This window comes from Nocardioides sp. NBC_00850, assembly GCF_045207335.1.
In the GTDB taxonomy this organism is placed as follows: domain Bacteria; phylum Actinomycetota; class Actinomycetes; order Propionibacteriales; family Nocardioidaceae; genus Nocardioides.
The window spans coordinates 3,108,106-3,128,156 of the sequence record NZ_CP108845.1 but is presented as its reverse complement, the minus strand read 5'-3'; the positions used below and the strand labels follow the sequence as shown (position 1 = coordinate 3,128,156).

The window sequence follows — 20,051 nt, the reverse complement described above, 5'->3', positions numbered from 1 at the left end:
GACGATGAATCCACTGCTGCTCCCACTGGTCGCCGCACAGGCCGCGTACGTCAACCGGACCATCGGAAAAGAGCCTCGTCCGGAGGGACCGACGAAGGGTTCCGTGACGGCACCGGACGCCGAGGACGGATCCATTCCGCTGCGGCTGCTGGTGATCGGCGACTCGTCCGCGTCGGGGCGTGGCGCACCCACCCACGACCTCGCCTTCGCCGGGTCGATGGCGCGCGCGATCGCGAAGCGGACCGAGCGTCCGGTCGAGTGGCGGGCGCTCGGGAAGTACGGCGCGACCAGCGAGCGGATCCGGCACGGCATCCTCACCAAGGTCACCGGCGAGTGGGACCTCGCCGTGCTCCTGGTGGGCGTCAACGACATCCTCGCGCGCCGCTCGGTCGAGGCCTGGACACGCGATCTGACCGCGATCGTCGAGACCCTCCGGGAGCACGCCGCGCACACGGTCATCCCCGGGATCCCGGAGTTCGGCGCGTTCCCGTCACTCCCCCGCACCCTGCGGCGCTACCTCGCCGAGCGCGGGAAGGCGCTCGACGTGGCAGCGCGGCTGGTCTGCGCCGGACGTACGTCGGTGCAGTGGGTCAGCTCCGCCGATCTCGGTCCCGCGGAGCCGTCCTTCTTCGCCGCCGACGGCTTCCACGCCTCGCCGGCGGGCTATAAGCGCTGGGCGGAGGCGATCTGCGACCACCTCGATCTCTAGCTGGGCACCACGAGCTGGGCGAGCGGTACGTGGTGCTGGCCCGCGTGGGTGTCGCGGTCGCGCAGCGAGCCCTGCGAGACCGGGCGCGGGTAGGAGATCTTGACGACGTTGAGCGACGGGATCCGGAAGATCTGGACCGACCCGGGATCGACCCGGTAGAGACCGGCGACGACGTCCTCGTCGAGGAACGTCTGATCGGCCGCGATCCGGTAGCCCTCGGCGTCGCGCATGAACAGCTCCATCGTGATCCAGAACGGCCCGGCGTTCTTGGAGCGGACCTCGGTCGCGAGGTCTCCCAGGGTGGTCTCAGACATCGTGCTTCTCCCCGATCTCGGTGCTGAACTCGGTGCGGAACATCGCGGTCGGCGTGATGCTGTCGACGGCGTGGTTGAGCACGAACTCGTACGCAGCTCCCCGCTCGACCTCGGCCGGAGACCCGGGGAACGCCAGGCTGGGCAGGTAGTCCATGTCCTGGGCCGGCAGGTGCAGCATCAACGGGTTGGCGACCTTGGCGACCGCGGTGGCCAGGGCCTGGTCGGCGGCCCTGACGAGCAGCATCACCCCGACCTCGCGCGGCGGCTCGGTGGACGGGTCGAGGTCGCCGAGGACCGCGTTGTAGCCGTAGAGACGCAGGTCGTAGTCGTAGTCGTCCCTGGTCAGGCCGAGGGTCTGCTCGACCCGCTGGGTGAACACGACGTGCATCAGCGAGGCCCAGCCCTCGATGTCCTTCAGGATCAGGGGGTCCCGGATCGCGGAGAACGACATCGTCTCGTAGCCGGTGATCCGGGCGCCCTCGAGCTTGATCGTGTGCTGCTCCCCGTGATGGAACCGTGAGCCCTCGACCCGCACCCGCCGCTCGTCGAGCGCGGTGTAGACGGCGTCGCGCACGTCCAGCGTGCCGTCCGGCTCCCGCATCTCGAACGGGTTCGCCGTCTCGTACAGCATGTGGGCGGCCACCGAGATCGGCGTGCACGCGGCGCTCTCGTCGAGCGGCTCGATGGTGAACCCGGTCCGGTCGATGGTCGCGAAGACCCCGCCCATCCGTGGGTTGGTCGTGCACTGACCACCGCACTCGACGATCTTGGCCGCGTGCCAGGTCGGCCCGGCGGGCATCCCCTTCAGCAGGGCGTACGCAGCGGCGTTGGCCGTGTCGGTCGCCCGCCCCGCCAGGACCACCTGAGCCCCGGCGGAGAGAGCCTCGGCGATCGGCTCGTGGCCCATCATGGCGACGATGTGGGTGCAGTCCTCGAGGGTGGCGCCATCGAGGTCGCCCAGCGGCGGCAGCGGGTGGATCCGGCCGGCCTGGAGCGGCTCCTTGAGGTCGGCGGCGCGCTGCTCGCTGTAGATCCGGGCGACCTTCATCGACAGGCCCTCCTCGGCGAGCAGGCCGGCGACGATCCCAGCGACCCAGTCGACGCCGTCGTCGGTGCCGCTGGTGCCGCAGGAGCCGACGATGAGCGGGATCCCGGCCCCGGCCGCGGCGCGGAGCAGGAGCCGCAGGTCGCGGGCGACCGCGGCGGCCGTGGTCTTCGGCTTCGAGGCACCCAGGTAGTAGGGACCGGAGTCGGTGGAGCCGCCGTCGACGGCGATCACGTCCGCCCCCAGTGCGATCCCACGGGTGATCGTCTCCTCCGGGAACCCGGCGCCGAGCATCCCGCTGGGCACCAAGATGCTGACGGAGTCAGCGTTGTCGCTGTTCATCTGTTGGCTCTCTCCTCGATCAGGTGGGCGTTGACAGCATGTTTCGGGCAGCCCGCGAGCGCGTCGAGGAGCTCACGGGCTCCCTCGAGGCCGGCGGCCCGGCGGGCCTGGTCGGTCTGCCCGGCCAGGTGGGAGTGGACGACGATGCCTGGCACCCCGCGCAGCGGGCTCTCGGCCGGCAGCGGCTCCTCGGCGACCACGTCGAGCGCGGCTCCGGCGATCCTGCCCTCGCGTACGGCCGCGACGAGCGCGTCCTCGTCGACGATCGCGCCGCGGGCGGTGTTCACCAGCACCGCCCCCGGCTTCATCAGCGCGAACGCGCCCGCATCGAGCAGACCCCTCGTCCGCGGGGTGAGCGCGGTGTGGACCGAGACGTAGTCGGCTCCCGCCAGCAGCTCGGGCAGCTCGACGAACCGGACCTCGGGGTCGGTCCGCTCGGCGTCGGCGATGGCGGTGGTGCACAGCACGCTCATCCCGAACGCCAGGGCCAGCGGCACGACCGCGCGGGCGGCGGCGCCGTAGCCGATCAGGCCCAGGGTGGAGCCGCGCAGCTCGCGACCGTCCTCGCGTGGCCAGCCGCCGGCCGCGACACCGGTCGCGCTCTCGACCAGCCGGCGGGAGGAGGCGAGGAGCAGTCCCATGGTGTACTCGGCGACCGCGTTGCCGTTGATCCCGGGCAGGTTGCTGACCGTGATCCCGGCACGCGCGGCCGCTTCGACATCGATCGCGTCGTAGCCGACCCCGGTGCGTACAACGGCCCGCAGGCGGTCCGTGGACGCGAGGACCTCGGCGGTGAGCGGGTCGTGACCGACCAGGGCACCCTCCACCCCGGCGAGGTCGGCCACCAGATCTCCGGACCGGTAGCGGGTCTCGTGGCCCCGGGAGCGCAAGAGGTCGTCGACCTCGTCGCCGGGCCGCAGGTAGTCGGTGGTGATCAGGATCCGGGCCACCGCGCTCACACCGCCCGCTCGACGTCGCCGCGCCGCTGGAGGCGGTCGATCCGCACCACGATCGCGACCGCGACCGCCGCGACGACCGCGATGTCGAGCAGCATCGTCCGCCAGCCCAGGATGTCGACGGCCCCGCCGATCAGGGCCGGGCCGAGGAAGGCACCGCTCTGCCACCCCACCGCATAGAGCGCTGCGTACGTCCCGAAGACCCGCGCCGACGGTGCCAGGTTCCACAGCACGACGACGGCGTTCACCAGGAAGGCCGAGGCACCGGCGGCGCCGATGCAGAACGCCACCACCGTGCCGGTCGGGGTCTGCACCAGGGTGCCCAGGACCATGGCAGCCGCGAAGATCGCCATCCCGGCGATCATCGTGCGCAGCCGGCCGAAGCGCTCGGCGAACAGCGCCGTCGGATAGGCCGCGAGCAGGAACGCGACCCCGCTCGGCAGGGTGATCCCGCCCGCGTCGCCGCGCGAGAGCCCGAGGGTCTCCATGCCGTAGGGCGTGACCAGCGCGCGCGAGCCGGCCCAGGCGCTGCCGAAGACGAGGATCGACACGATCAGCAGCAGCCGGCTCCGGTCGGTGTCGCGCACGATCTCCCAGATGGTGTCGCGGATGCGCGCCTGTCCGACCGACGTCGACTCCTCGGCGGCGTCCTCGGCCACGGCCGCCTGGTAACCGGGCGAGGAGCTGTCGCGGATCGAGAGGCACAGCACGGTGACCGAGACGAGGGTGATCAGTGCGATCACCGCGAAGGCTAGGGCCGGATGGTCGTCGACCAGCACGATGCTGACCACGGCCGCGACGATGACGGTGAGGCTGGAGGCGATCTTGACCGCGGCGTTGGCACGGCTGCGGCGCTCTGGGGCGATGAAGTCGGGCACCAGTGCCTCGCCGATCGGCTTGAACGAGTTCGAGACCAGCGCGAACGCGACGATGACGAGGATCAGCAGCGGCAGCGAGTCCGCGGTGTGCGGCAGGGTCACGAACAGCAGCGCCGCGAGCGGCATCCCGACGGCGAGGTACGGCATCCGCCGGCCCCAACGGGTCCGCGTCCGGTCGGACCGGTTGGCCATCCACGGCTGGATGAAGATGCCCAGCAGGTTGTCCATGCCCATGATGAAGCCGACGAGGGCGGCGCTGGCGAGGTGGTCGCGCAGCAGCGGTGGCACCTGGCTGTCGTAGAAGTTCCACATCGACTCCTGGGCGAAGACCGCCAGTGCGACGAGGAGGGTGATCCGGCGGGGCCCGAGCTGCCGTGGTGGTGCGGTGGGGATGGTGGTGCTCACGAGACGGACCTCCGTGATCTCTGCATGGTCCCGGTATGGACCCTGCGGGCTGTGGCGGCGCTCACAGTAGTTTTGCTACAGCAAAACAGTCAAGAGGTGGCACTGTTGGAAAAGTGGCCTAGGATCAGGACCATGTCGATCTCCTCCCCCGAGACCACCCCGGAGACCACGACGGTGGCCGAGCGCGTCTATCAGGCCTTACGCAGCCAGATCGGCTCCGGCGAGCTCGTGCCCGGCGCCAAGGTGACCGAGCGAGGCATGGCTGAGCGCCTCGGCGTCAGCCCGACCCCGGTCCGCGAGGCGATCCGGCGGCTCGAGCTCGACGGCCTCGTGGAGCGGGTGGGCCCGCGTACGACGCTGGTGGCTCGGATCGAGGAGGACGCCAGCCACGACCTGGCCGAGGTGGAGGTCGCACTGCGCGGCCTGGCCGCCCGGTTCGCCGCCCGGCATGCGACCGACGACGAGCTCGACGAGCTCGACCGGCTGCTCGACGAGGCCGACGACCTGGTCATCCTGATCCGGGCACGCCATCGCGACGGCAAGCCGGTCGAGAAGCACGCCGACCGCTTCCTCGACGTCCTCGGCCGCTTCAACGAGCAGGTCAACGCCGCGGCCCACAACCCGGTTCTCGTACGCCTCCTCGAGCAGTCCCGCTCGCTGAGCCGGTCACGGCAGCGGGAGATCTCCCGGGCGCACCTGCTCGCCGGCGACGAGTTCGGCGCCGACCGCTACGCCGAGCACCGTACCCTCGTGATCGCCCTGCGCGCTCGCGACGCCGCAGAGTCCGAGCGCATCGTCACCGAGCACGCCGCCCGCGGACTCCTCGACCTGCGGCGCGAGATCTAGTCCGTGGCAGGGGTCTTCACCGGCTTCGCCACGATCACCGTCCTCATCGGCCTGGGCGCCCTGCTCGCCCAGCTCCGGATCCTGGACGAGCGCGGCCAGCGGACACTCTCGACGGTCGCGTTCTACGTCGCCAGCCCGGCGCTGCTCATCACGGTCATGGACGACAGCGACCTCGGCTTCGTGCTCTCCGGCAACCTGGTCGCGGTCGCCGGCGGCGTGCTCGTCGCCGCGACGCTCGTGGCCACCGTCGAGACGCTGCGCCGCCGCGGCCTGGGCGACACCGTGGTCGCGGTCCTGTGCGGCTCCTACGCGAACGCCGGCAACCTCGGCCTGCCGATCGCGGCGTACGTTCTGGGCGACCCGGTCCTGGTGGCGCCGACGCTGCTGCTGCAGATGCTGATCCTCCAGCCGCTGGCGCTGGTCCTGCTCGACGCCGACGCGAGCACGACCAAGCTGTCGTTCTGGGACGTGATCCGCCGCCCGCTGACCAACCCGATCACCGTCGCCTCCTTGATCGGGGTGGCGCTCTCCGTCACCGATCTCGACCTGCCCACAGCGGTCTCGGATCCGCTGGAGCTGGTGGCGGGGATGGCGGTCCCGTCCATGCTGATCGCCTACGGCGTCGCGCTGCGGCTCGGCCCGCTGCCCGGCCGCGGCGTCCCTGCGCTCGACCTGGCCGCCGTGGTCGCGACCAAGCAGATCGTGCAGCCGGTCGCGGCGTACCTCATCGGGCGGTTCGTGCTCGGCCTCGACGCCGAGGCGCTGCTCGCCGTGACCGTGCTCTCCGCGCTGCCGACCGCCCAGAACGTGTTCGTGGTCGCGCAGCGCTACAACCGGGCCACCCTGCTGGCCCGCGACGTCATCTTCGTCAGCACGCTGGCCACGGTGCCGGCGATCCTGCTGGTCGTCCTGTTGCTCACCTGAGGCCGACCAAAGTCCCTTGCGGCGGCATCTCTTCAGGCGTACCCTCGCGATATATCGGGACACTACGCCGACAGTCGATGCAGCTTTCACAAGGGAGATGACATGAGCAACCTCGACAACCTGCGGGTGAGCGAGGCCGATCGAGAGGAGGCGTCGGCGAGGCTCGCCGAGCACTACTCGACAGGCCGGCTCACCGACGACGACTACTACGAGCGCCTGGACGCGGTCTGGTCCGCGAAGGTCCGTGCCGACCTGGAGATGCTCTTCACCGACCTGCCGAAGAGCGCGCCACAGCCGCCGCAGGCGGTCCGCCGTCCGCGCCGCGGCCGCCCGCGGGCGTTCCCGCTGGTCGCCTGCTTCCTGCTCGTGGCGATCGGGCTGGTCGTGATGGGCGTGCCGTGGTGGGTCTTCGCCGCGATCGCGGTCGGGGCGCTCGTCTTCCGCAAGGGACACCACCACTCACACCATCACCACCAGCACTTCCGTCGTTCCGTGCACTGAATTCCGGACTCGATGGCCTCCACGGGGGCGCACCACTAGGTTGTGCCGCGGTCGCTACCCCACAGCCCACGAGGAGTCCCCGATGAATCGCTCCCCTGCCCGCGCCGCGCGCCGTGGCCTGGCAACCGCACTCGTTCTCGCCATGCCGCTCGCGCTCAGCGCCTGTGGTGGTGAGTCAGCCGACGAGAGTGCCGGCGGGGCCACCGAGATCACCGTCGGCGTGATCCCGATCGTCGATGTCGCTCCCATCTATCTGGGGGTGGAGAAGGGGTTCTTCAAGGAGGAGGGTCTCGACGTCAACCTCGAGCTCGCCCAGGGCGGTGCCGCGATCATCCCCGCCGTGGCCAGCGGTCAGTATCAGTTCGGCTTCTCCAACACGACCTTGTTCGGCCAGCTCGGCGAGGCCGCGTTCTGGACCGACCTCGGCGCCACCCTCCGGGGCTGGGCCACCGGCCTGGCCATCGCGATGGCCGCCGGCATCGTGCTCGGCGTGGTCATCGGCTCGGTCGGCTTCCTGCGCGACCTGACCGCCTCCACGATCGAGTTCCTGCGCCCGATCCCGTCGGTCGCCCAGCCCGGGATCACTCGACCGCGGGCGCGATGATCCAGACCGCCGCGTCGGTGGGCAGGTCGCCCACGACCGGGTCGCCGCTGTACATCACGATCTCACCCTCGGGAAGCGACGTCGGCTCCATGCCGCAGTTGAGGACAACGATCAGGTCGGTCCTGGTGTCCGGGGAACCGCCGACCCCGCCGCGCCGGAACGAGACGACGCCCTCGGGCGCGTCCAGGATCTCCACGTCCTCGTCGGCACCGAGCGCGAAGGCCCGTCGCGCCGCCAGCGCCGCCCGGTAGAACTCCAGCGTGGAGTCCCGGACACCGTTCTGGGCAGCCACGGTGAGGTCGACCCACTCGGCCGGTTGCGGCAGCCACGGCTGCGTCGGCAGGTCCTCGTCGGGGACCTGGCTGAACCCGAAGGGCGGCTCGAACCCGCTCCACGGCAGCGGCACCCGGCACCCGTCACGACCGCCCTCACCGGTCTCCGACCACGGATCCTCCTGATACTCCGGCGGAAGATAGACCTGTGGCAGACCCAGCTCCTCTCCCTGGTAGAGGTACGCAGACCCCGGAAGCGCCAGCATCGCCAGTGTCGCCGCACGCGCCCGGTGAAGCGCCTGCAGTCCGTCGCCATAGCGCGAGCGGTGGCGTACGACATCGTGGTTGGACAGGACCCAGGTCGGCGCCGCCCGCGAAGGACCGAGCGCCTTCAGCGTCGATCCGATGACCTCCTTGAACGCCTCGGCCGACCAGGGCGCCTGCAGCCAGGAGAAGTTGAACGCCTGGTTGAACTCGTCGGCACGTACGTAGCGCCGCAGCTCCGCCGGGCCGGGGGTCCAGGCCTCGGCGACCATCATCCGGTCGCCGTCGAAGGAGTCGATCAGCTTGCGCCAGGCGCGGTAGATCTCGTGGACGCCCAGGTTGTCCCACATCGGCGCGTCGGTCACGCCGCGCTCGTACATCACCGCGGCGTCCGAGGTCAGCGCAAGCCCCTCGGGGACCACCTGGTCGCGCAGCTCCTTGAAGAGCCCGTGGGCGATGTCGACCCGGAAGCCGTCCACGCCCCGGTCGAGCCAGAAGGTGAGGATCTTGGTGAACTCCTCGACCACCTCGGGGTTGTGCCAGTTGAGGTCGGGCTGGTCGTCGTCGAAGAGGTGCAGGTACCACTGCCCGTCCTCGATCCGCGTCCACGCGGGCCCGCCGAAGACCGAGCGCCAGTTGGTGGGCGGCTCCTCGCCGTTCTCGCCGCGGCCGTCGCGGAAGATGTAGCGGTCCCTCGCCGAGGATTCCGGCTCAGAGGCAGTACCCATCGCTTCGGGCTTCGCTTCAGCAAGAGCCTCGACGAACCACGGATGCGCCGAGGAGGTGTGGTTGGGGACGAGGTCGACGATGACCTTCAGGGCGAGCTCGTGGGCGCGCGCGATCAGGTGGTCGGCGTCGGCCAGCGTGCCGAAGATCGGGTCGACGTCGCAGTAGTCGGCGACGTCGTAGCCGTGGTCGTTCTGCGGTGAGGTGTAGAAGGGGCAGATCCAGATCGCGTCGACGCCTAGCGCGGCGAGGTAGTCCAGGTGGTCGGTGATCCCCTGCAGGTCACCGAGCCCGTCGCCGTTCGAGTCCGCGAACGAGCGCGGGTAGATCTGATATGCGACAGCTTCGCGCCACCATGGCTGGTCCACGTGGACCCCTATCTCGTCGGTTGGCAATCAGTACCCCGATCCTCTCGATGTGATGCTCGGGGTTGTCAAAACCAGAGGGCCCACCCTGCCGCGGTTTTCCGCCGAACCCAGAGCCTGAAACGCCGAATTAACGGTGATGGCCGAAGTCGGCCTGTGGCATGTACGCTTATGAGTGTTGAAGGAGGCGTCCCTACGCGCTTCGCGGTTGCTCTCGGTGACCGTTCGTGCAGCACTTGGTCTTCCGCATATGCAGAAATCAGGACTCGTGGATTCAACGCCCAAAGGGCGGCACGGAGTCGCCCTGTGTACACAAGGATTAGATTCATGACTCAGGGAACCGTGAAGTGGTTCAACGGCGACAAGGGCTTCGGCTTCATCGCCCAGGACAACGGGGGCGACGACGTCTTCGTGCACTTCTCCGCGATCCAGACCAACGGCTACAAGACGTTGGACGAGAACCAGCGCGTCGAGTTCGACGTCACCCAGGGCCCCAAGGGCCCGCAGGCCGAGAACGTCCGCCCGGTCTGACCAAAGACCTAGCTGACCTTTCAGCAAGGCAGCCCCGCTCCTGCTTCGGCAGGGCGGGGCTGTCCCCCTTTTGGTGTCGGTGCCTACTCGGGAAGCTTGGTGACGTCGACCCAGCCCCGGGCCTCGCTGATCGTCTCCAGGTCGCCGAGGGTGAGCGCGATGGTCGTGTTGGCGCTGCCCGCGGCCGGGTAGACCACGTCGAAGCGCTTCAGCGAGGCGTCGAGCCACACCTCGGCCGACGCCGGGTTGCCGAACGGGCAGACGCCACCGATCGCGTGGCCCGTCATCGGCTCCACGTCCTCGGCGGCGAGCATCCGCGCCTTGGTGCCGAAGTGTGCCTTGAACTTCGCGTTGGCGATCTTGGCGTCGCCGGCGGCGACGATGAGGATCGCGGCGGACCGGTCCTCGGTGTAGAGGCTGATGGTCTTGGCGATCTCCGCCGGCGAGACCCCGAGAGCGACCGCGGCGAGCTCGACGGTCGCCTTCGACTCCACCGACTCGATGATGTCTCCACCGCGTCCGAATCGGTCCAGGTGGGTGCGGGCCAGCTCGATCGACATGCCCGCCAGCCTAGCGGCGCGTTCCGCCGCCGAAGGAGTCGGCGACGGCGCGGTCGGTGAAGATCCGGTACTCCATCGGAGAAGGCGACCCGAACGGCGAGTCCGGCACCGTGCCACAGAGGATCACCAGGTTGCCGGGGCGGCGGCCCTTCATCGTCGCCGGCTCGACTCCGACGACCATGTCGCCGAGGTCGCGGGCCGCCGCGACGAAGTCACGCGCCTGGGGAAACGGCGCCCGGTCGACGAGGTTGGCGACGAAGACCCCGGAGGGGGCGAGCACGCGGCGTACGTCCTCCACGAAGGCGGCGGAGACGAGCTCGTCCGGGGTGCGACCGCCGTCGAAGGCGTCGAGGATCACCAGGTCGGCGAAGCCGTCGCGTACGCCGCCGATGCCGCTCTTCCCGTCGACGGGGCGCACCTTGATGCCGCTGCGCGGCGGGAGCGGCGCCTCGCTGCGTACGCGCTCGATGACCTCGACCGACGGCTCGAGCACGATCTGCGACGAGCGTGGCCGGGTGGCGTGGACGTAGCGCGGCAGGGTCATCGCGGCACCGCCGATGTGCAGAACTCGCACTGGCCCTGGAGGCAGTCGGTCGATAACATCGCCGATACGCCTCATGTAGTCGAACACGAGGCGGGTCGGATCCCCCAGATCGACAGCCGACTGCTGCATCGCGTCGAGCTCGAGCACATATACATCGTCGGCCATAGCGGAGATACCCTACCCCCCACGTGGAAATGGGGGACCTGTTCCTCTATTGTGACCTCCGCGACACCGGCACCATTGCCCGCTATGGATGCATCTCGGATACCCCCTGGGGCATCCACGCATGTTTCCAGATCTACTTCGCCGATCCCCCACACCCCGTCCGGCGAGGAACGAGAGGAAGTCAAAGCAGCGTGACAAGCATCGAAGAAGTCACGATCGGGGCGTTCAGCCAACCCCTGGTCGGGATGTCGTTCATCATCTCCGTACTCGGCTCATGGGTCGGTCTGACCTGTGCGACCCGCGCCCGCCGGCGCGGTGCGGGCGCCGGCGCCTGGCTCTGGCTCTTCGGCGCGGCCGCCTCGATCGGCGGCGGCGCGATCTGGTCGATGCACTTCATCGGCATGCTCGCCTTCGACAGCCACGTGGCGTACGCCCTCGACGTCGGCACCACCCTCATCTCGCTCGCCGTCGCGATCATCGCGGCGATGGTCGGCATGCTCATCGCGACCGCCATGCGGGGCAACGCGGGCTACATCGTCGGTGGCCTGGTCACCGGTGCCGGCGTGTGCGCGATGCACTACACCGGCATGTACGCGATGGACATGAGCGCCAAGATGGTCTGGAAGCCGGCGGTCGTCGTAGCCTCCGTCGTGATCGCGCTGGTCGCCTCGGCGCTCGCGCTCTTCTTCGCCTTCAACGTCACCACGCGGCTGATGCGCGTGGGCGCTGCCGTGATCATGGGCATCGGCGTGTGCGTCATGCACTACACCGGCATGCTCGCTCTCGAGATCCACAGCTCCCCCGACGACAAGCTCGGGCACGTCAGCGGTGCCGACCCGGTCTACCTGGCGATGCCGATCTTCGCGATCTCGGCCGGCATGCTGATCGTGATCGGCTTCGCCACCATGTTCGCAGGCATCAACGACGACCTCGAGGACCCGTGGACCCCGGACCAGCGGGCGGTGACCTCCGACTCCGGCGCCCACGCGATGATGCCGCAGCGGCCGGCCCTGGGGCAGCCGTCCTTCTCCGGCCACGAGCCCGACATGCTCCAGCAGCCGCGGCAGCCGCTGCAGCCGCTCCCGACACGTCAGCCGGCCGCCTCCGGCAGCCCGCAGGCGAACCAGCCCGCGGGCGAGGGCATCGGCAGCATGTTCTCCCAGCGCCCGCAGAACCCGGGCCAGCGTCCGCAGCGTCCGACCCAGCTGCGCCCGCAGAACGGACGTTGGACGCCCCGGCCCTACGCCCAGCAGCCCTCCAACGGCTTCCCGGAGCGGCGGACGGACCTGTTCAACCCGCAGGGTGGACAGCCCGGCGAGGAGGCGACCAACGAGCCGCCGGCTCAGCCGCAGCCTCGGGCGCCGCGCAATCCGGGCTGGCTGCCGCCGCGCAACGACAACAACCCCTAGGCCGAGTACATCTGGGGCCTACTCCCAGAAGACGCGCTCGACCACACCGTGGGCGAGGCGGGTCATCCGCAGGTAGTCGTTGACCAGCTCGTCGGTCGCGCCCGCCGGATAGCCGAGGATGGCCGCGACGGCGTGCTGCTCGACGGGTCCGGCGGGCAGTGAGTCCGCCGGGCGGCCGCGCGCGAGCGTGACCGCGTTACGGACGCGGCTGACCATCCGCCATGCCTCGATGAGCGTCTCGGCGTCGTCCGCCTCGATCAACGAGGCGTCGCGGGCGGCCTGCAGCGCCTCGACGGTGCGTGGCGTACGCAGCCCCGGGACGGCGTACGCATGCCGCATCTGCAGCAGCTGGGCGGTCCACTCGATGTCGGCGAGCCCGCCGCGGCCGAGCTTGAGATGGGTGTTGGGGTCGGCACCGCGGGGCAGCCGCTCGTGGTCGACACGGCCCTTGATGCGGCGCACCTCGATGATGTCGTCCTCGCTCAGCCCGCCCTCGGGGTAACGCAGCGGGTCGATCATCTCGGTGAACGCCTCGCGCACCTGCGGGTCGCCGACGACGGCATCGGCGCGCAGCAGCGCCTGCGACTCCCAGATGCCCGACCACTTCGCGTAGTAGGAGGCGTACGCCGGCAGCGTCCGCACCAGCGCACCCTGCCGCCCCTCGGGGCGCAGGTCGGCGTCGATCTCCAGGGGCGGGTCGGCACCCGGCAGGGCGAGCAGCCGGCGCAGGTCGGCGATGACCTTGAGCGCGAACTGGGTCGCCTCGCCCGGGTCGGCACCCTCGACGGGCTGGTGGACGAAGAGCACGTCGGCATCGGAGGCGTAGGAGAGCTCGAACCCGCCGTAGCGGCCCATCGCGATGATGGCGATCCGCGTCGGAGGCCCGTCGATCCCACGGCGGGCGACCTCCTCGGCCACGACAGTGCGCAGAGACGCCTCCAAGGTGGCGTCGGTCAGCCGGGACAGGGCGGCGCCGATGGTGTCGATCCCGGCCTCACCGAGGAGCTCGGCGGCCGAGATCCGGAACAGCTCGCGGCGGCGGATCGCCCGGATGTGGCGTACGGCCTCCTCGGCGGAGGTGGTGGTGCGCCGGCGGGCGGCGCGGGCGACCATCTCGTCGGTCAGCGCCTCGGCCGAGAGCGGCGCGAGGTCGTGGCCGAGCAGGCGCAGCGCCTCGGGCTCCCGCTCCAGCAGCGCCGTGGTGTAGCGCGAGGTGGAGAGGATCGTGGCGAAGTGTTGCGCGACCAGGCCCTCGTCGCGCAGGGAGCGCAGATACCAGGGCGTGGCGCCGAGGGCGTCGGAGATCCGGCGGAACCCGAAGAGCCCGGCGTCGGGATCGGAGCCCTCGGAGAGCCATTCCAGCATCACCGGCAGCAGTGCCCGCTGCAGCGCGGCACGCCTGGAGACGCCGGTGGTGAGCGCCTCCAGGTGCCGCAGCGCGGCCTTGGGGTCGGCGTAGCCCAGCGCGGTCAGCCGCTCCTCGGCCGCCTTCGCGGAGAGGTGGGCCTGGCCGGACGGGATCCGGGCGACCGCGTCGAGGAGCGGTCGGTAGAAGAGCTTCTCGTGGAGGCGGCGTACCTCGATCCGCTGGTGGCCCCACTCCTTCTCCAGCCGCACGACCGGGTCGCGCAGGTAGCCGAGCGAGCGCGCCAGCCAGCGCCGCGACTCCTCGTCGTCGGGAACGACGTGGGTGCGCCGCAGCCGGTAGAGCTGGAGCCGGTGCTCCATCCGCCGCAGGAACGCGTAGGCCTCGTGCATGGCCTCGCCGTCCTCGCGCCCGACATAGCCGGAGCGAGTCAGCGCCGCCAGCGCGGAGAGCGTGGTGGGCTGGCGGATCCCGGTGTCGGTGCGGCCGTGGACCAGCTGCAGCAGCTGCACGGCGAACTCGACGTCGCGCAGCCCGCCGGCTCCGAGCTTGAGCTCCCGGTCGGCTTCCCTGGTCGGGATGTGGGCGATGACCCGACGCCGCATCTTCTGGGTGTCGGAGACGAAGCCGTCGCGCTCGGCGGCCTTCCACACGAACGGGTTGACGGCGTCGACGTAGGCCCGGCCCAGAGCGAGGTCGCCCGCGGCCGGGCGGGCCTTGAGGAGCGCCTGGAACTCCCACGTGCTCGCCCAGCGCTCGTAGTAGCCGACGTGGCCGGCGATCGTGCGGGAGAGCGCGCCAGCCTTGCCCTCGGGACGCAACGCGGCGTCGACCGGCCAGATGGTGCCTTCGCCCGTGTGGGCCGAGCAGACCTGGATCAGGTTGCTGGCGAGCTGGGTGGCGACCCGCAGCGAGACGTCGTCGCCGACTCCGTCGGCGGCCTCGTGGGCGAAGATCACGTCGACGTCGGAGACGTAGTTGAGCTCGTGGCCGCCGCACTTGCCCATCGCGACAACGGCCAGCCGGACCTTGTCGGCGTCCGCCCCCACCCGCGCGCGGGCGACCGCGAGCGCAGCGTCGAGGGTGGCGCAGGCCAGGTCGGAGAGCTCGGCGGCGACATCGTCGACCGGGAGCTGGTGGGCCAGGTCGCGGGCGGCCAGCCGGAGCAGCCAGCGGCGGTACTCCACCCGCAGCGCGTCGACCGCCTCCGCGTCCGGGACCGTGGCCACCGGGCTCTCATCGGTCGGCTTCGCGCCGACGGCCTCGAGCAGCGAGGCCCGGAAGACGTACGCAGCGGGCCTGGTCGTGCCGAGGGTCGGGTCGGCCAGCTCGCGCCAGTGATCGGGATGGCGGGCCAGGTGGTCGGTCAGCGCGGGCGAGGCGCCGAGCACCGAGACCAGCCGCATCGCGGTGCCCTCGTCGCCGGCGAGCTCCTCGACGAAGCCGTCGCCCTGGGACTCGGCGAGCGCGACCAGACCGGCCAGCGCCGCGTCGGGGTCGGCGGCGTGACCCAGGATCGCCAACAGCTCATGGGTGCCGGCGCCGAGACCTGCCAGATCCGCCAGGGCCGTGTCCGGGTCGTTGAAGCCGAGCCGGAGCAGCTCGCCCTTGCCTGGCAACGTCATGGCCCCGATTCTGTCACCTTGGTGACGTCACGCGCTCCAGGGCCTGGGGGTCGGGATGACCCCGCCACGGGTGCCGCCGGGGGCGACGGCGGCGCTGCGTTCACGAACCAGGCGAGCGAACCCGAAGGCCAGCGGCTGCCAGGTCTTGATCAGCTCCTTCTCGGCGAAGGTGGCCGTCGCGACCACGTCGTCGACGCTGCGTCCGATCTGCTCCAGCTCCTCGACGGACTCCTCGGCCCAGACCGCAACCGCGGCGGCGTCGACCTCTGGGTGGAACTGCACGCCCCACACGGTCGGGGCGAACCGCGCCGCCTGGACCTGTCCGTCGATAGAGCTGGCCAGCTCGACGGTGCCCTCGGGCAGCTGGCCGACGACGTCGCGGTGCCAGTGCATGGCGCGGTCGTCGCCTGCCAGCAGGCGCATCAGCGGGTCGAAGAGCACCTCGGGCTCCCAGGTCACCTGGCGTACGCCCACGGTCAGCCCGAACGGGCTGCGCTCCACGGTGCCACCAAGAGCCATCGCGGCCAGCTGGTGTCCCAGGCAGATCCCGAGCGTCGGGATACCGGCGTCGGCGGCCTGCGCGATCCGCTCGCGGGTGACCTGGAGCCAGGGGTGCTCGGCGTCGGAGTCGGCGTCCATCGAGCCACCCATGACGAGGAGCCCCGAGTAGGAGGCGTCCAACGACGAGAGCGGCGGAATCGGTTCTGCATATGCCCGGCAGACGTCGACACACATGCCCGCCTCAGCCAGCCAATGGCCGAACAACGCCGGCGGAACTGTCTCCTCGTGCTGGATGACAAGCACTCGGGGAAGACTCAACGACATCACCACTCTCCCGTCCGATCTAGTGTCGCAGCACCGGATCGGAAGTGTGGAATCGGGCTTGAGTTTCCCTGTCAACCAGTTTGCTGGCTCAGATGACCGGCAGCATCCGCGAGCGCTCGTAGGCGGTCACCTGCTCGCGGTAGGAGGCCCACTCGGCGCGCTTGTTGCGAAGGAAGAAGTCGAAGACGTGCTCGCCCAAGGTCTCGGCGAGGAGCTCGGAGTCCTCGGCCATCCCGATCGCCTCGTCGAGGTTCTCCGGCAGCGGGTCGATGCCGAGGCTCTTGCGCTCACGCTCGGTCAGCGCCCACACGTCGTCCTCGGCCTCGCGCGGCAGCTCGTAGCCCTCCTCGATCCCCTTCATGCCCGCCGCCAGGATCACGGCGAAGGCCAGGTAGGGGTTGCAGGCGGCATCGAGGCTCCTGACCTCGATGCGGGTCGACTGACCCTTGAGCGGCTTGTACATCGGCACCCGGACCAGCGCCGAGCGGTTGTTGTGGCCCCAGGCGACGTGGGCCGGCGCCTCTCCCCCGCCGATCAGGCGCTTGTAGGAGTTGACCCACTGGTTGGTCACCGCGGTGATCTCGCCGGCGTGGCGGAGCACGCCGCCGATGAAGCTGCGGCCGGTCTTGGAGAGCTGGTATTCAGCGCCCGGCTCGTAGAAGGCGTTTGCGTCGCCCTCGAACAGGCTGACGTGGGTGTGCATACCCGAGCCCGGGTGCTCGGTGAACGGCTTGGGCATGAAGCTCGCCCAGATGCCCTGGCTCAGCGCCACCTCGCGGATGACCGTACGGAAGGTCATGATGTTGTCGGCGGTGCTCAGCGCGTCGGCGTAGCGCAGGTCGATCTCGTTCTGGCCGGGCCCGCCCTCGTGGTGGCTGTATTCCACCGAGATCCCCATCGCCTCCAGCATCGTGATCGCCTCACGCCGGAAGTCGGCGCCCATCGACTGGGCGGTGTGGTCGAAGTAGCCGCTGGAGTCGACCGGGGTCGGCTCGCTGCCGTCCCGCGGGTTGTCCTTGAAGAGGTAGAACTCGATCTCGGGGTGCGTGTAGAAGGTGAAGCCCTTCTCCGCGGCGTTGGACAGGGTGCGCTTGAGCACGTAGCGCGGGTCGGCGTAGGACGGCGAGCCGTCCGGCATCACGATGTCGCAGAACATCCGGCCCGTGGACGGGCCATCGGTACGCCACGGCAGGATCTGGAACGTGCTCGGATCCGGCAGGGCCAGCATGTCGGCCTCGGTCACCCGCGCGAACCCCTCGATCGCGCTGCCGTCGAAGCCGATGCCCTCCGCAAAGGCGCTCTCGAGCTCGGCCGGCGCCACCGCGACCGACTTCAGATAGCCGAGCACGTCGGTGAACCACAGCCGCACGAAACGTACGTCCCGCTCTTCGAGTGCCCGGAGCACGAAGTCCTGTTGCTTGCCCATGCGTGAACACTAACGGTCGGACGTTACAGGCGGGATCTCCGCGCCACCGTCAGCGCCCGGGACCTCTGAAGATCGAGATCACCAGCGCCACCCCGAACCCCGCCAGGGCCGCTCCGAGGATCGACCAGGCGGTGCTCGTGCCGCCTCCGCCGAGATAGCCCATGCCGGTCAGCGCCAGCGCTCCGCCGGCCAGGAGAAGCACGGCGGCCACCAGGAGCCCAACAGCCTTACCCACAGTCATGACACCGCAATCTAGGTGATGACCAGGGCGAGGGTCACCAGCGAGGTCATCCAGGAGACGAAGCTGCCGACCAGGAAGTATTCGGTCACGTCGTTGATGCTCGGCCCCTCGTGCTCACCGCGGAACGACTGCAGCTCCGGCCAGCGGATCAAGCCCTTGGCCGCGACCACCAGGCCGGCGGCGGCGAGGTTGCCGGTGAGACCGAGCCCGAAGATCGTCAGCCGCTCGAGCGGGCCTAGGAGCCTGCCGCCCTTCAGGTTGTTGCCGGCGACCCCGTCGAGCGGGTTGGACACCTGGGCGACGTCGAGGACGAGCTGCACCACGACGTTGCCGGTCGAGACCTGGACCAGCAGGCCGCCGAAGACGAGCAGCACGGCCTCGGGGCGCGCCGCCTCGACCCAGACCCAGGGCGCCTGCTCCGCCCACGCGGCGACCGGTCCGCCGACCTCGCCGGCCACCGGGGCCAGCAGGATCCCGACGAAGATCGCCCCGCCGAGCAGAGCCAGCGGGATCCCCGGGTGGGGGTTCTCGTCCGCGCCCTGGGGCGGATGGGCCAGGAATCCCCACAGCACGGTGATCCCGGCGATCACGATCACGGCCGCCAGGTCACCTCCGAAGAGGGCCGAGAGCAGGCCGAAAGCGATCACCGCGACTGCCCCGATCGCCTCGGGGACCCAGCGGATCCGCTTGAACGGATCGATGATCGAGTGGGCGAAGTCGACCGTGCCGACCCCGATCAGCAGCAACGCGATCCAACTCATGCCGCCGCCTCCGTAGCGCAAGCGCCAGGATACGGACGCGGCGGCATGATGACCTGATTGCTCGCTCGCTTGCGCTCGCTCACCGGACCTCCCCCAGAAGCTCGTCGGCGCGCACGATCACGGCGATGCCGTCGCGGCGGACGCGCTGGGAGACCGCGGAGGGGGTGATGTCGAGCTCGGCGGCGATGGCCTTCTGAGGCATGGCGGAGAGCATGCCAGAAAGCACCGACACCGAGGACCGGTCCAGGCGAGAAAAGAGCTCGTCGCGCGAGACCAGAGCGGCGTTGACAGCGGCCGGGTCCGGCCCGCCCGCGTCCTCCGCCGGCTGAAACCAGGTCCGTACGCTGCGAGAGGCCGCCTTGTTCTCGGCGTTCTCGGCCGCCTCGATCGCCGCCCGCGCCGACCACCACCCCGGCCCGTCCTCGACCCGGGGGTCGTCGCTGAGCACCCGAGTGGCGCCCCAGCTGATGCCGTGACGTACGCCGACCACGGGGTCGAGCGCGATCCGCAGCCGGAACGTGGCCTGGATCGCGGCACCGACGGTCTCGAAGGCTCCCTGGTACTCGTCGCCGACCGTGATCCGCAGCGGGGTGACCGGCTGCCACCTCTCGTTGATCTCCTCGACGGCCTCGGCGAACGCCGCGTGGACCTCCGCGCGGTCATCCTTGGTGCGCGAGCCCACGAGGTCGCCGATCACGGTTGCCACAGAAGCCATGTGAAGATCATACCTTCATTCTGAGACGATGAAGGTATTTGCTTTATTCGACTCGTGTGAAGCTATCTCCTTCAGCGCGAGGCCGTTGGCATCACGGCCGCCCCTGGTCCGGTGAGCTCGCCGGGCCCCACCGGGCGGCCGGACAGCGCGACCACGAGCGCGATCGCGCTGCCGCGGACCTCAGGACCGGTCCCGATCGCCGCGTCGGCGTCGGTGGCCACGAGACGTACGCTCTGGGCGCGTTCCTTGCCGCCGCCCCACTTCTGCGAGGTCTTGGCCAGGTAGCCGAGCGCCGTCACGACGTGCTCGACCGGATAGTCGCGCTGTAGCCCCAGCGGCCGCCGGATGTCCTCGCCGTGGGCGAACTCCTCGACCAGGCGGGTGGCGAGCGGGGCCGGCGGGGTCGCCGTCCGACCGGCGACCCGGCGGAACGCCGCCAAGGTCTCGACCGGATCCTCGGCGCGCTCCCGGTCGACGCCGGTCTGGTTGTCCCGGTCGAAGTCACCCTTGGCGGCGATCATGCGGCGTACGAACCCCAGCCGTGTCGTCGTCGCGACGTCGATCATGTGGGCGAGCACGTCGTGGACGCTCCATCCCACGCACAGCGAAGGCGTCGCCCACTGCGCGGGGGCGATCGCCTCGAGATCGCTGATCAACGCCTGACGTTCGGCATGCACCACGGCCCAGACCGCGCTCTTGGACGACATGTCCTGGACGCTATCGCTACTCCGC

21 protein-coding genes are annotated in these 20,051 nt (G+C 70.2%); 7 read left to right on the top strand and 14 right to left on the bottom strand.

All coding sequences use genetic code 11. The features are described 5' to 3' along the window. Window positions 1–4 precede the first annotated feature (4 nt). A complete protein-coding gene (locus OH802_RS15185) occupies window positions 5–709 on the top strand; it encodes an SGNH/GDSL hydrolase family protein (protein ID WP_406019737.1) in 705 nt (234 codons plus the stop codon). Here the strand turns inward: OH802_RS15185 and OH802_RS15180 are convergent. From OH802_RS15180 to OH802_RS15165, 4 genes are read right to left on the bottom strand one after another with little or no spacing between them, the layout of a single operon-like run. Next, on the bottom strand, window positions 706–1,023 hold the full coding sequence (locus OH802_RS15180; RefSeq protein ID WP_406019735.1) for a DUF4387 domain-containing protein: 318 nt from the start codon (window positions 1,021–1,023) through the stop codon (window positions 706–708). The two genes, OH802_RS15185 and OH802_RS15180, sit on opposite strands and share 4 nt — an antisense overlap. Further along, the gene (locus OH802_RS15175; RefSeq protein ID WP_406019733.1) at window positions 1,016–2,410 is read right to left on the bottom strand and encodes an acyclic terpene utilization AtuA family protein; all 1,395 of its coding nucleotides are present in this window, start codon (window positions 2,408–2,410) and stop codon (window positions 1,016–1,018) included. The genes OH802_RS15180 and OH802_RS15175 overlap by 8 nt, the downstream gene beginning before the upstream one ends. Then, window positions 2,407–3,369 (bottom strand): phosphoglycerate dehydrogenase, encoded by a 963-nt coding sequence (locus OH802_RS15170; RefSeq protein WP_406019730.1) that lies wholly within the window; start codon window positions 3,367–3,369, stop codon window positions 2,407–2,409. The genes OH802_RS15175 and OH802_RS15170 overlap by 4 nt, the downstream gene beginning before the upstream one ends. Then, the gene (locus OH802_RS15165; RefSeq protein ID WP_406019728.1) at window positions 3,366–4,649 is read right to left on the bottom strand and encodes an MFS transporter; all 1,284 of its coding nucleotides are present in this window, start codon (window positions 4,647–4,649) and stop codon (window positions 3,366–3,368) included. The genes OH802_RS15170 and OH802_RS15165 overlap by 4 nt, the downstream gene beginning before the upstream one ends. A 132-nt stretch (window positions 4,650–4,781) precedes the next feature. Here OH802_RS15165 and OH802_RS15160 point away from each other — a divergent pair, with 132 nt between their 5' ends. The 4 genes from OH802_RS15160 to OH802_RS15145 all read left to right on the top strand — a co-directional run bounded on the left by OH802_RS15160 (window position 4,782) and on the right by OH802_RS15145 (window position 7,524). Then, the gene (locus tag OH802_RS15160) at window positions 4,782–5,495 is read left to right on the top strand and encodes a GntR family transcriptional regulator (protein WP_406019726.1); all 714 of its coding nucleotides are present in this window, start codon (window positions 4,782–4,784) and stop codon (window positions 5,493–5,495) included. A 3-nt stretch (window positions 5,496–5,498) separates the two neighbouring features. Further along, window positions 5,499–6,419: an AEC family transporter gene (locus OH802_RS15155; RefSeq protein ID WP_406019724.1), complete on the top strand. Its 921-nt coding sequence runs from the start codon at window positions 5,499–5,501 to the stop codon at window positions 6,417–6,419. 102 nt (window positions 6,420–6,521) lie between these two features. Next, the gene (locus OH802_RS15150; RefSeq protein WP_406019722.1) at window positions 6,522–6,920 is read left to right on the top strand and encodes a DUF1707 domain-containing protein; all 399 of its coding nucleotides are present in this window, start codon (window positions 6,522–6,524) and stop codon (window positions 6,918–6,920) included. 82 nt (window positions 6,921–7,002) lie between these two features. Further along, the gene (locus tag OH802_RS15145) at window positions 7,003–7,524 is read left to right on the top strand and encodes an ABC transporter substrate-binding protein (protein WP_406019719.1); all 522 of its coding nucleotides are present in this window, start codon (window positions 7,003–7,005) and stop codon (window positions 7,522–7,524) included. Here the strand turns inward: OH802_RS15145 and OH802_RS15140 are convergent. Continuing rightward, window positions 7,502–9,154 carry a glycoside hydrolase family 13 protein gene (locus OH802_RS15140; protein WP_406019717.1) on the bottom strand — a complete coding sequence of 551 codons (1,653 nt, stop codon included), beginning with the start codon at window positions 9,152–9,154 and terminating at the stop codon, window positions 7,502–7,504. The two genes, OH802_RS15145 and OH802_RS15140, sit on opposite strands and share 23 nt — an antisense overlap. A 324-nt stretch (window positions 9,155–9,478) precedes the next feature. On the opposite strand from OH802_RS15140, the gene OH802_RS15135 reads away from it, so the two are divergent. Beyond that, window positions 9,479–9,682 carry a cold-shock protein gene (locus tag OH802_RS15135; RefSeq protein WP_091053181.1) on the top strand — a complete coding sequence of 68 codons (204 nt, stop codon included), beginning with the start codon at window positions 9,479–9,481 and terminating at the stop codon, window positions 9,680–9,682. Between the two features lie 83 nt (window positions 9,683–9,765). On the opposite strand, the gene OH802_RS15130 is transcribed toward OH802_RS15135, so the two are convergent. Further along, window positions 9,766–10,242, bottom strand: coding sequence for a YbaK/EbsC family protein (locus tag OH802_RS15130; protein ID WP_406019715.1), 477 nt, complete (start codon window positions 10,240–10,242; stop codon window positions 9,766–9,768). Window positions 10,243–10,252: 10 nt separating this feature from the next. Next, window positions 10,253–10,951 (bottom strand): spermidine synthase, encoded by a 699-nt coding sequence (locus tag OH802_RS15125; RefSeq protein WP_406019713.1) that lies wholly within the window; start codon window positions 10,949–10,951, stop codon window positions 10,253–10,255. 191 nt (window positions 10,952–11,142) lie between these two features. Between OH802_RS15125 and OH802_RS15120 the strand changes: the two genes are divergently transcribed. Next, a complete protein-coding gene (locus tag OH802_RS15120) occupies window positions 11,143–12,360 on the top strand; it encodes an MHYT domain-containing protein (RefSeq protein WP_406019711.1) in 1,218 nt (405 codons plus the stop codon). Window positions 12,361–12,378: 18 nt separating this feature from the next. Here OH802_RS15120 and OH802_RS15115 read toward each other — a convergent pair whose 3' ends face one another. From OH802_RS15115 to OH802_RS15085, 7 genes are all read right to left on the bottom strand, one after another. Continuing rightward, window positions 12,379–15,351 carry a bifunctional [glutamine synthetase] adenylyltransferase/[glutamine synthetase]-adenylyl-L-tyrosine phosphorylase gene (locus tag OH802_RS15115; RefSeq protein ID WP_406019709.1) on the bottom strand — a complete coding sequence of 991 codons (2,973 nt, stop codon included), beginning with the start codon at window positions 15,349–15,351 and terminating at the stop codon, window positions 12,379–12,381. 27 nt (window positions 15,352–15,378) lie between these two features. Further along, on the bottom strand, window positions 15,379–16,170 hold the full coding sequence (locus OH802_RS15110; protein WP_406019707.1) for a type 1 glutamine amidotransferase: 792 nt from the start codon (window positions 16,168–16,170) through the stop codon (window positions 15,379–15,381). A gap of 94 nt (window positions 16,171–16,264) precedes the next feature. Further along, window positions 16,265–17,602, bottom strand: a complete 1,338-nt coding sequence (gene glnA, locus OH802_RS15105) for a type I glutamate--ammonia ligase (RefSeq protein WP_406019705.1) — start codon at window positions 17,600–17,602, stop codon at window positions 16,265–16,267. Between the two features lie 49 nt (window positions 17,603–17,651). Further along, complete coding sequence (locus OH802_RS15100) at window positions 17,652–17,843, bottom strand: hypothetical protein (RefSeq protein WP_406019703.1); 192 nt, start codon at window positions 17,841–17,843, stop codon at window positions 17,652–17,654. A gap of 11 nt (window positions 17,844–17,854) precedes the next feature. Further along, complete coding sequence (locus tag OH802_RS15095) at window positions 17,855–18,604, bottom strand: hypothetical protein (protein WP_406019701.1); 750 nt, start codon at window positions 18,602–18,604, stop codon at window positions 17,855–17,857. A 79-nt stretch (window positions 18,605–18,683) separates the two neighbouring features. Then, a complete protein-coding gene (locus tag OH802_RS15090) occupies window positions 18,684–19,319 on the bottom strand; it encodes a SatD family protein (RefSeq protein ID WP_406019699.1) in 636 nt (211 codons plus the stop codon). Between the two features lie 71 nt (window positions 19,320–19,390). Continuing rightward, window positions 19,391–20,026 (bottom strand): maleylpyruvate isomerase family mycothiol-dependent enzyme, encoded by a 636-nt coding sequence (locus OH802_RS15085; protein WP_406019697.1) that lies wholly within the window; start codon window positions 20,024–20,026, stop codon window positions 19,391–19,393. Between the last annotated feature and the right edge of the window lie 25 nt (window positions 20,027–20,051).

What these genes read in the sequence shown, in the direction of transcription:
- OH802_RS15175 (WP_406019733.1), bottom strand. Translation starts at nt 2,410, where the DNA reads ATGAACAGCGACAACGCTGACTCCGTCAGCATCTTGGTGCCCAGCGGG.
- OH802_RS15095 (WP_406019701.1), bottom strand. Translation starts at nt 18,604, where the DNA reads ATGAGTTGGATCGCGTTGCTGCTGATCGGGGTCGGCACGGTCGACTTC.
- OH802_RS15150 (WP_406019722.1), top strand. Translation starts at nt 6,522, where the DNA reads ATGAGCAACCTCGACAACCTGCGGGTGAGCGAGGCCGATCGAGAGGAG.
- OH802_RS15130 (WP_406019715.1), bottom strand. Translation starts at nt 10,242, where the DNA reads ATGTCGATCGAGCTGGCCCGCACCCACCTGGACCGATTCGGACGCGGT.
- OH802_RS15145 (WP_406019719.1), top strand. Translation starts at nt 7,003, where the DNA reads ATGAATCGCTCCCCTGCCCGCGCCGCGCGCCGTGGCCTGGCAACCGCA.
- OH802_RS15185 (WP_406019737.1), top strand. Translation starts at nt 5, where the DNA reads ATGAATCCACTGCTGCTCCCACTGGTCGCCGCACAGGCCGCGTACGTC.
- OH802_RS15085 (WP_406019697.1), bottom strand. Translation starts at nt 20,026, where the DNA reads ATGTCGTCCAAGAGCGCGGTCTGGGCCGTGGTGCATGCCGAACGTCAG.
- OH802_RS15180 (WP_406019735.1), bottom strand. Translation starts at nt 1,023, where the DNA reads ATGTCTGAGACCACCCTGGGAGACCTCGCGACCGAGGTCCGCTCCAAG.
- OH802_RS15090 (WP_406019699.1), bottom strand. Translation starts at nt 19,319, where the DNA reads ATGGCTTCTGTGGCAACCGTGATCGGCGACCTCGTGGGCTCGCGCACC.
- OH802_RS15115 (WP_406019709.1), bottom strand. Translation starts at nt 15,351, where the DNA reads ATGACGTTGCCAGGCAAGGGCGAGCTGCTCCGGCTCGGCTTCAACGAC.
- OH802_RS15160 (WP_406019726.1), top strand. Translation starts at nt 4,782, where the DNA reads ATGTCGATCTCCTCCCCCGAGACCACCCCGGAGACCACGACGGTGGCC.
- OH802_RS15135 (WP_091053181.1), top strand. Translation starts at nt 9,479, where the DNA reads ATGACTCAGGGAACCGTGAAGTGGTTCAACGGCGACAAGGGCTTCGGC.
- glnA (WP_406019705.1), bottom strand. Translation starts at nt 17,602, where the DNA reads ATGGGCAAGCAACAGGACTTCGTGCTCCGGGCACTCGAAGAGCGGGAC.
- OH802_RS15125 (WP_406019713.1), bottom strand. Translation starts at nt 10,951, where the DNA reads ATGGCCGACGATGTATATGTGCTCGAGCTCGACGCGATGCAGCAGTCG.
- OH802_RS15100 (WP_406019703.1), bottom strand. Translation starts at nt 17,843, where the DNA reads ATGACTGTGGGTAAGGCTGTTGGGCTCCTGGTGGCCGCCGTGCTTCTC.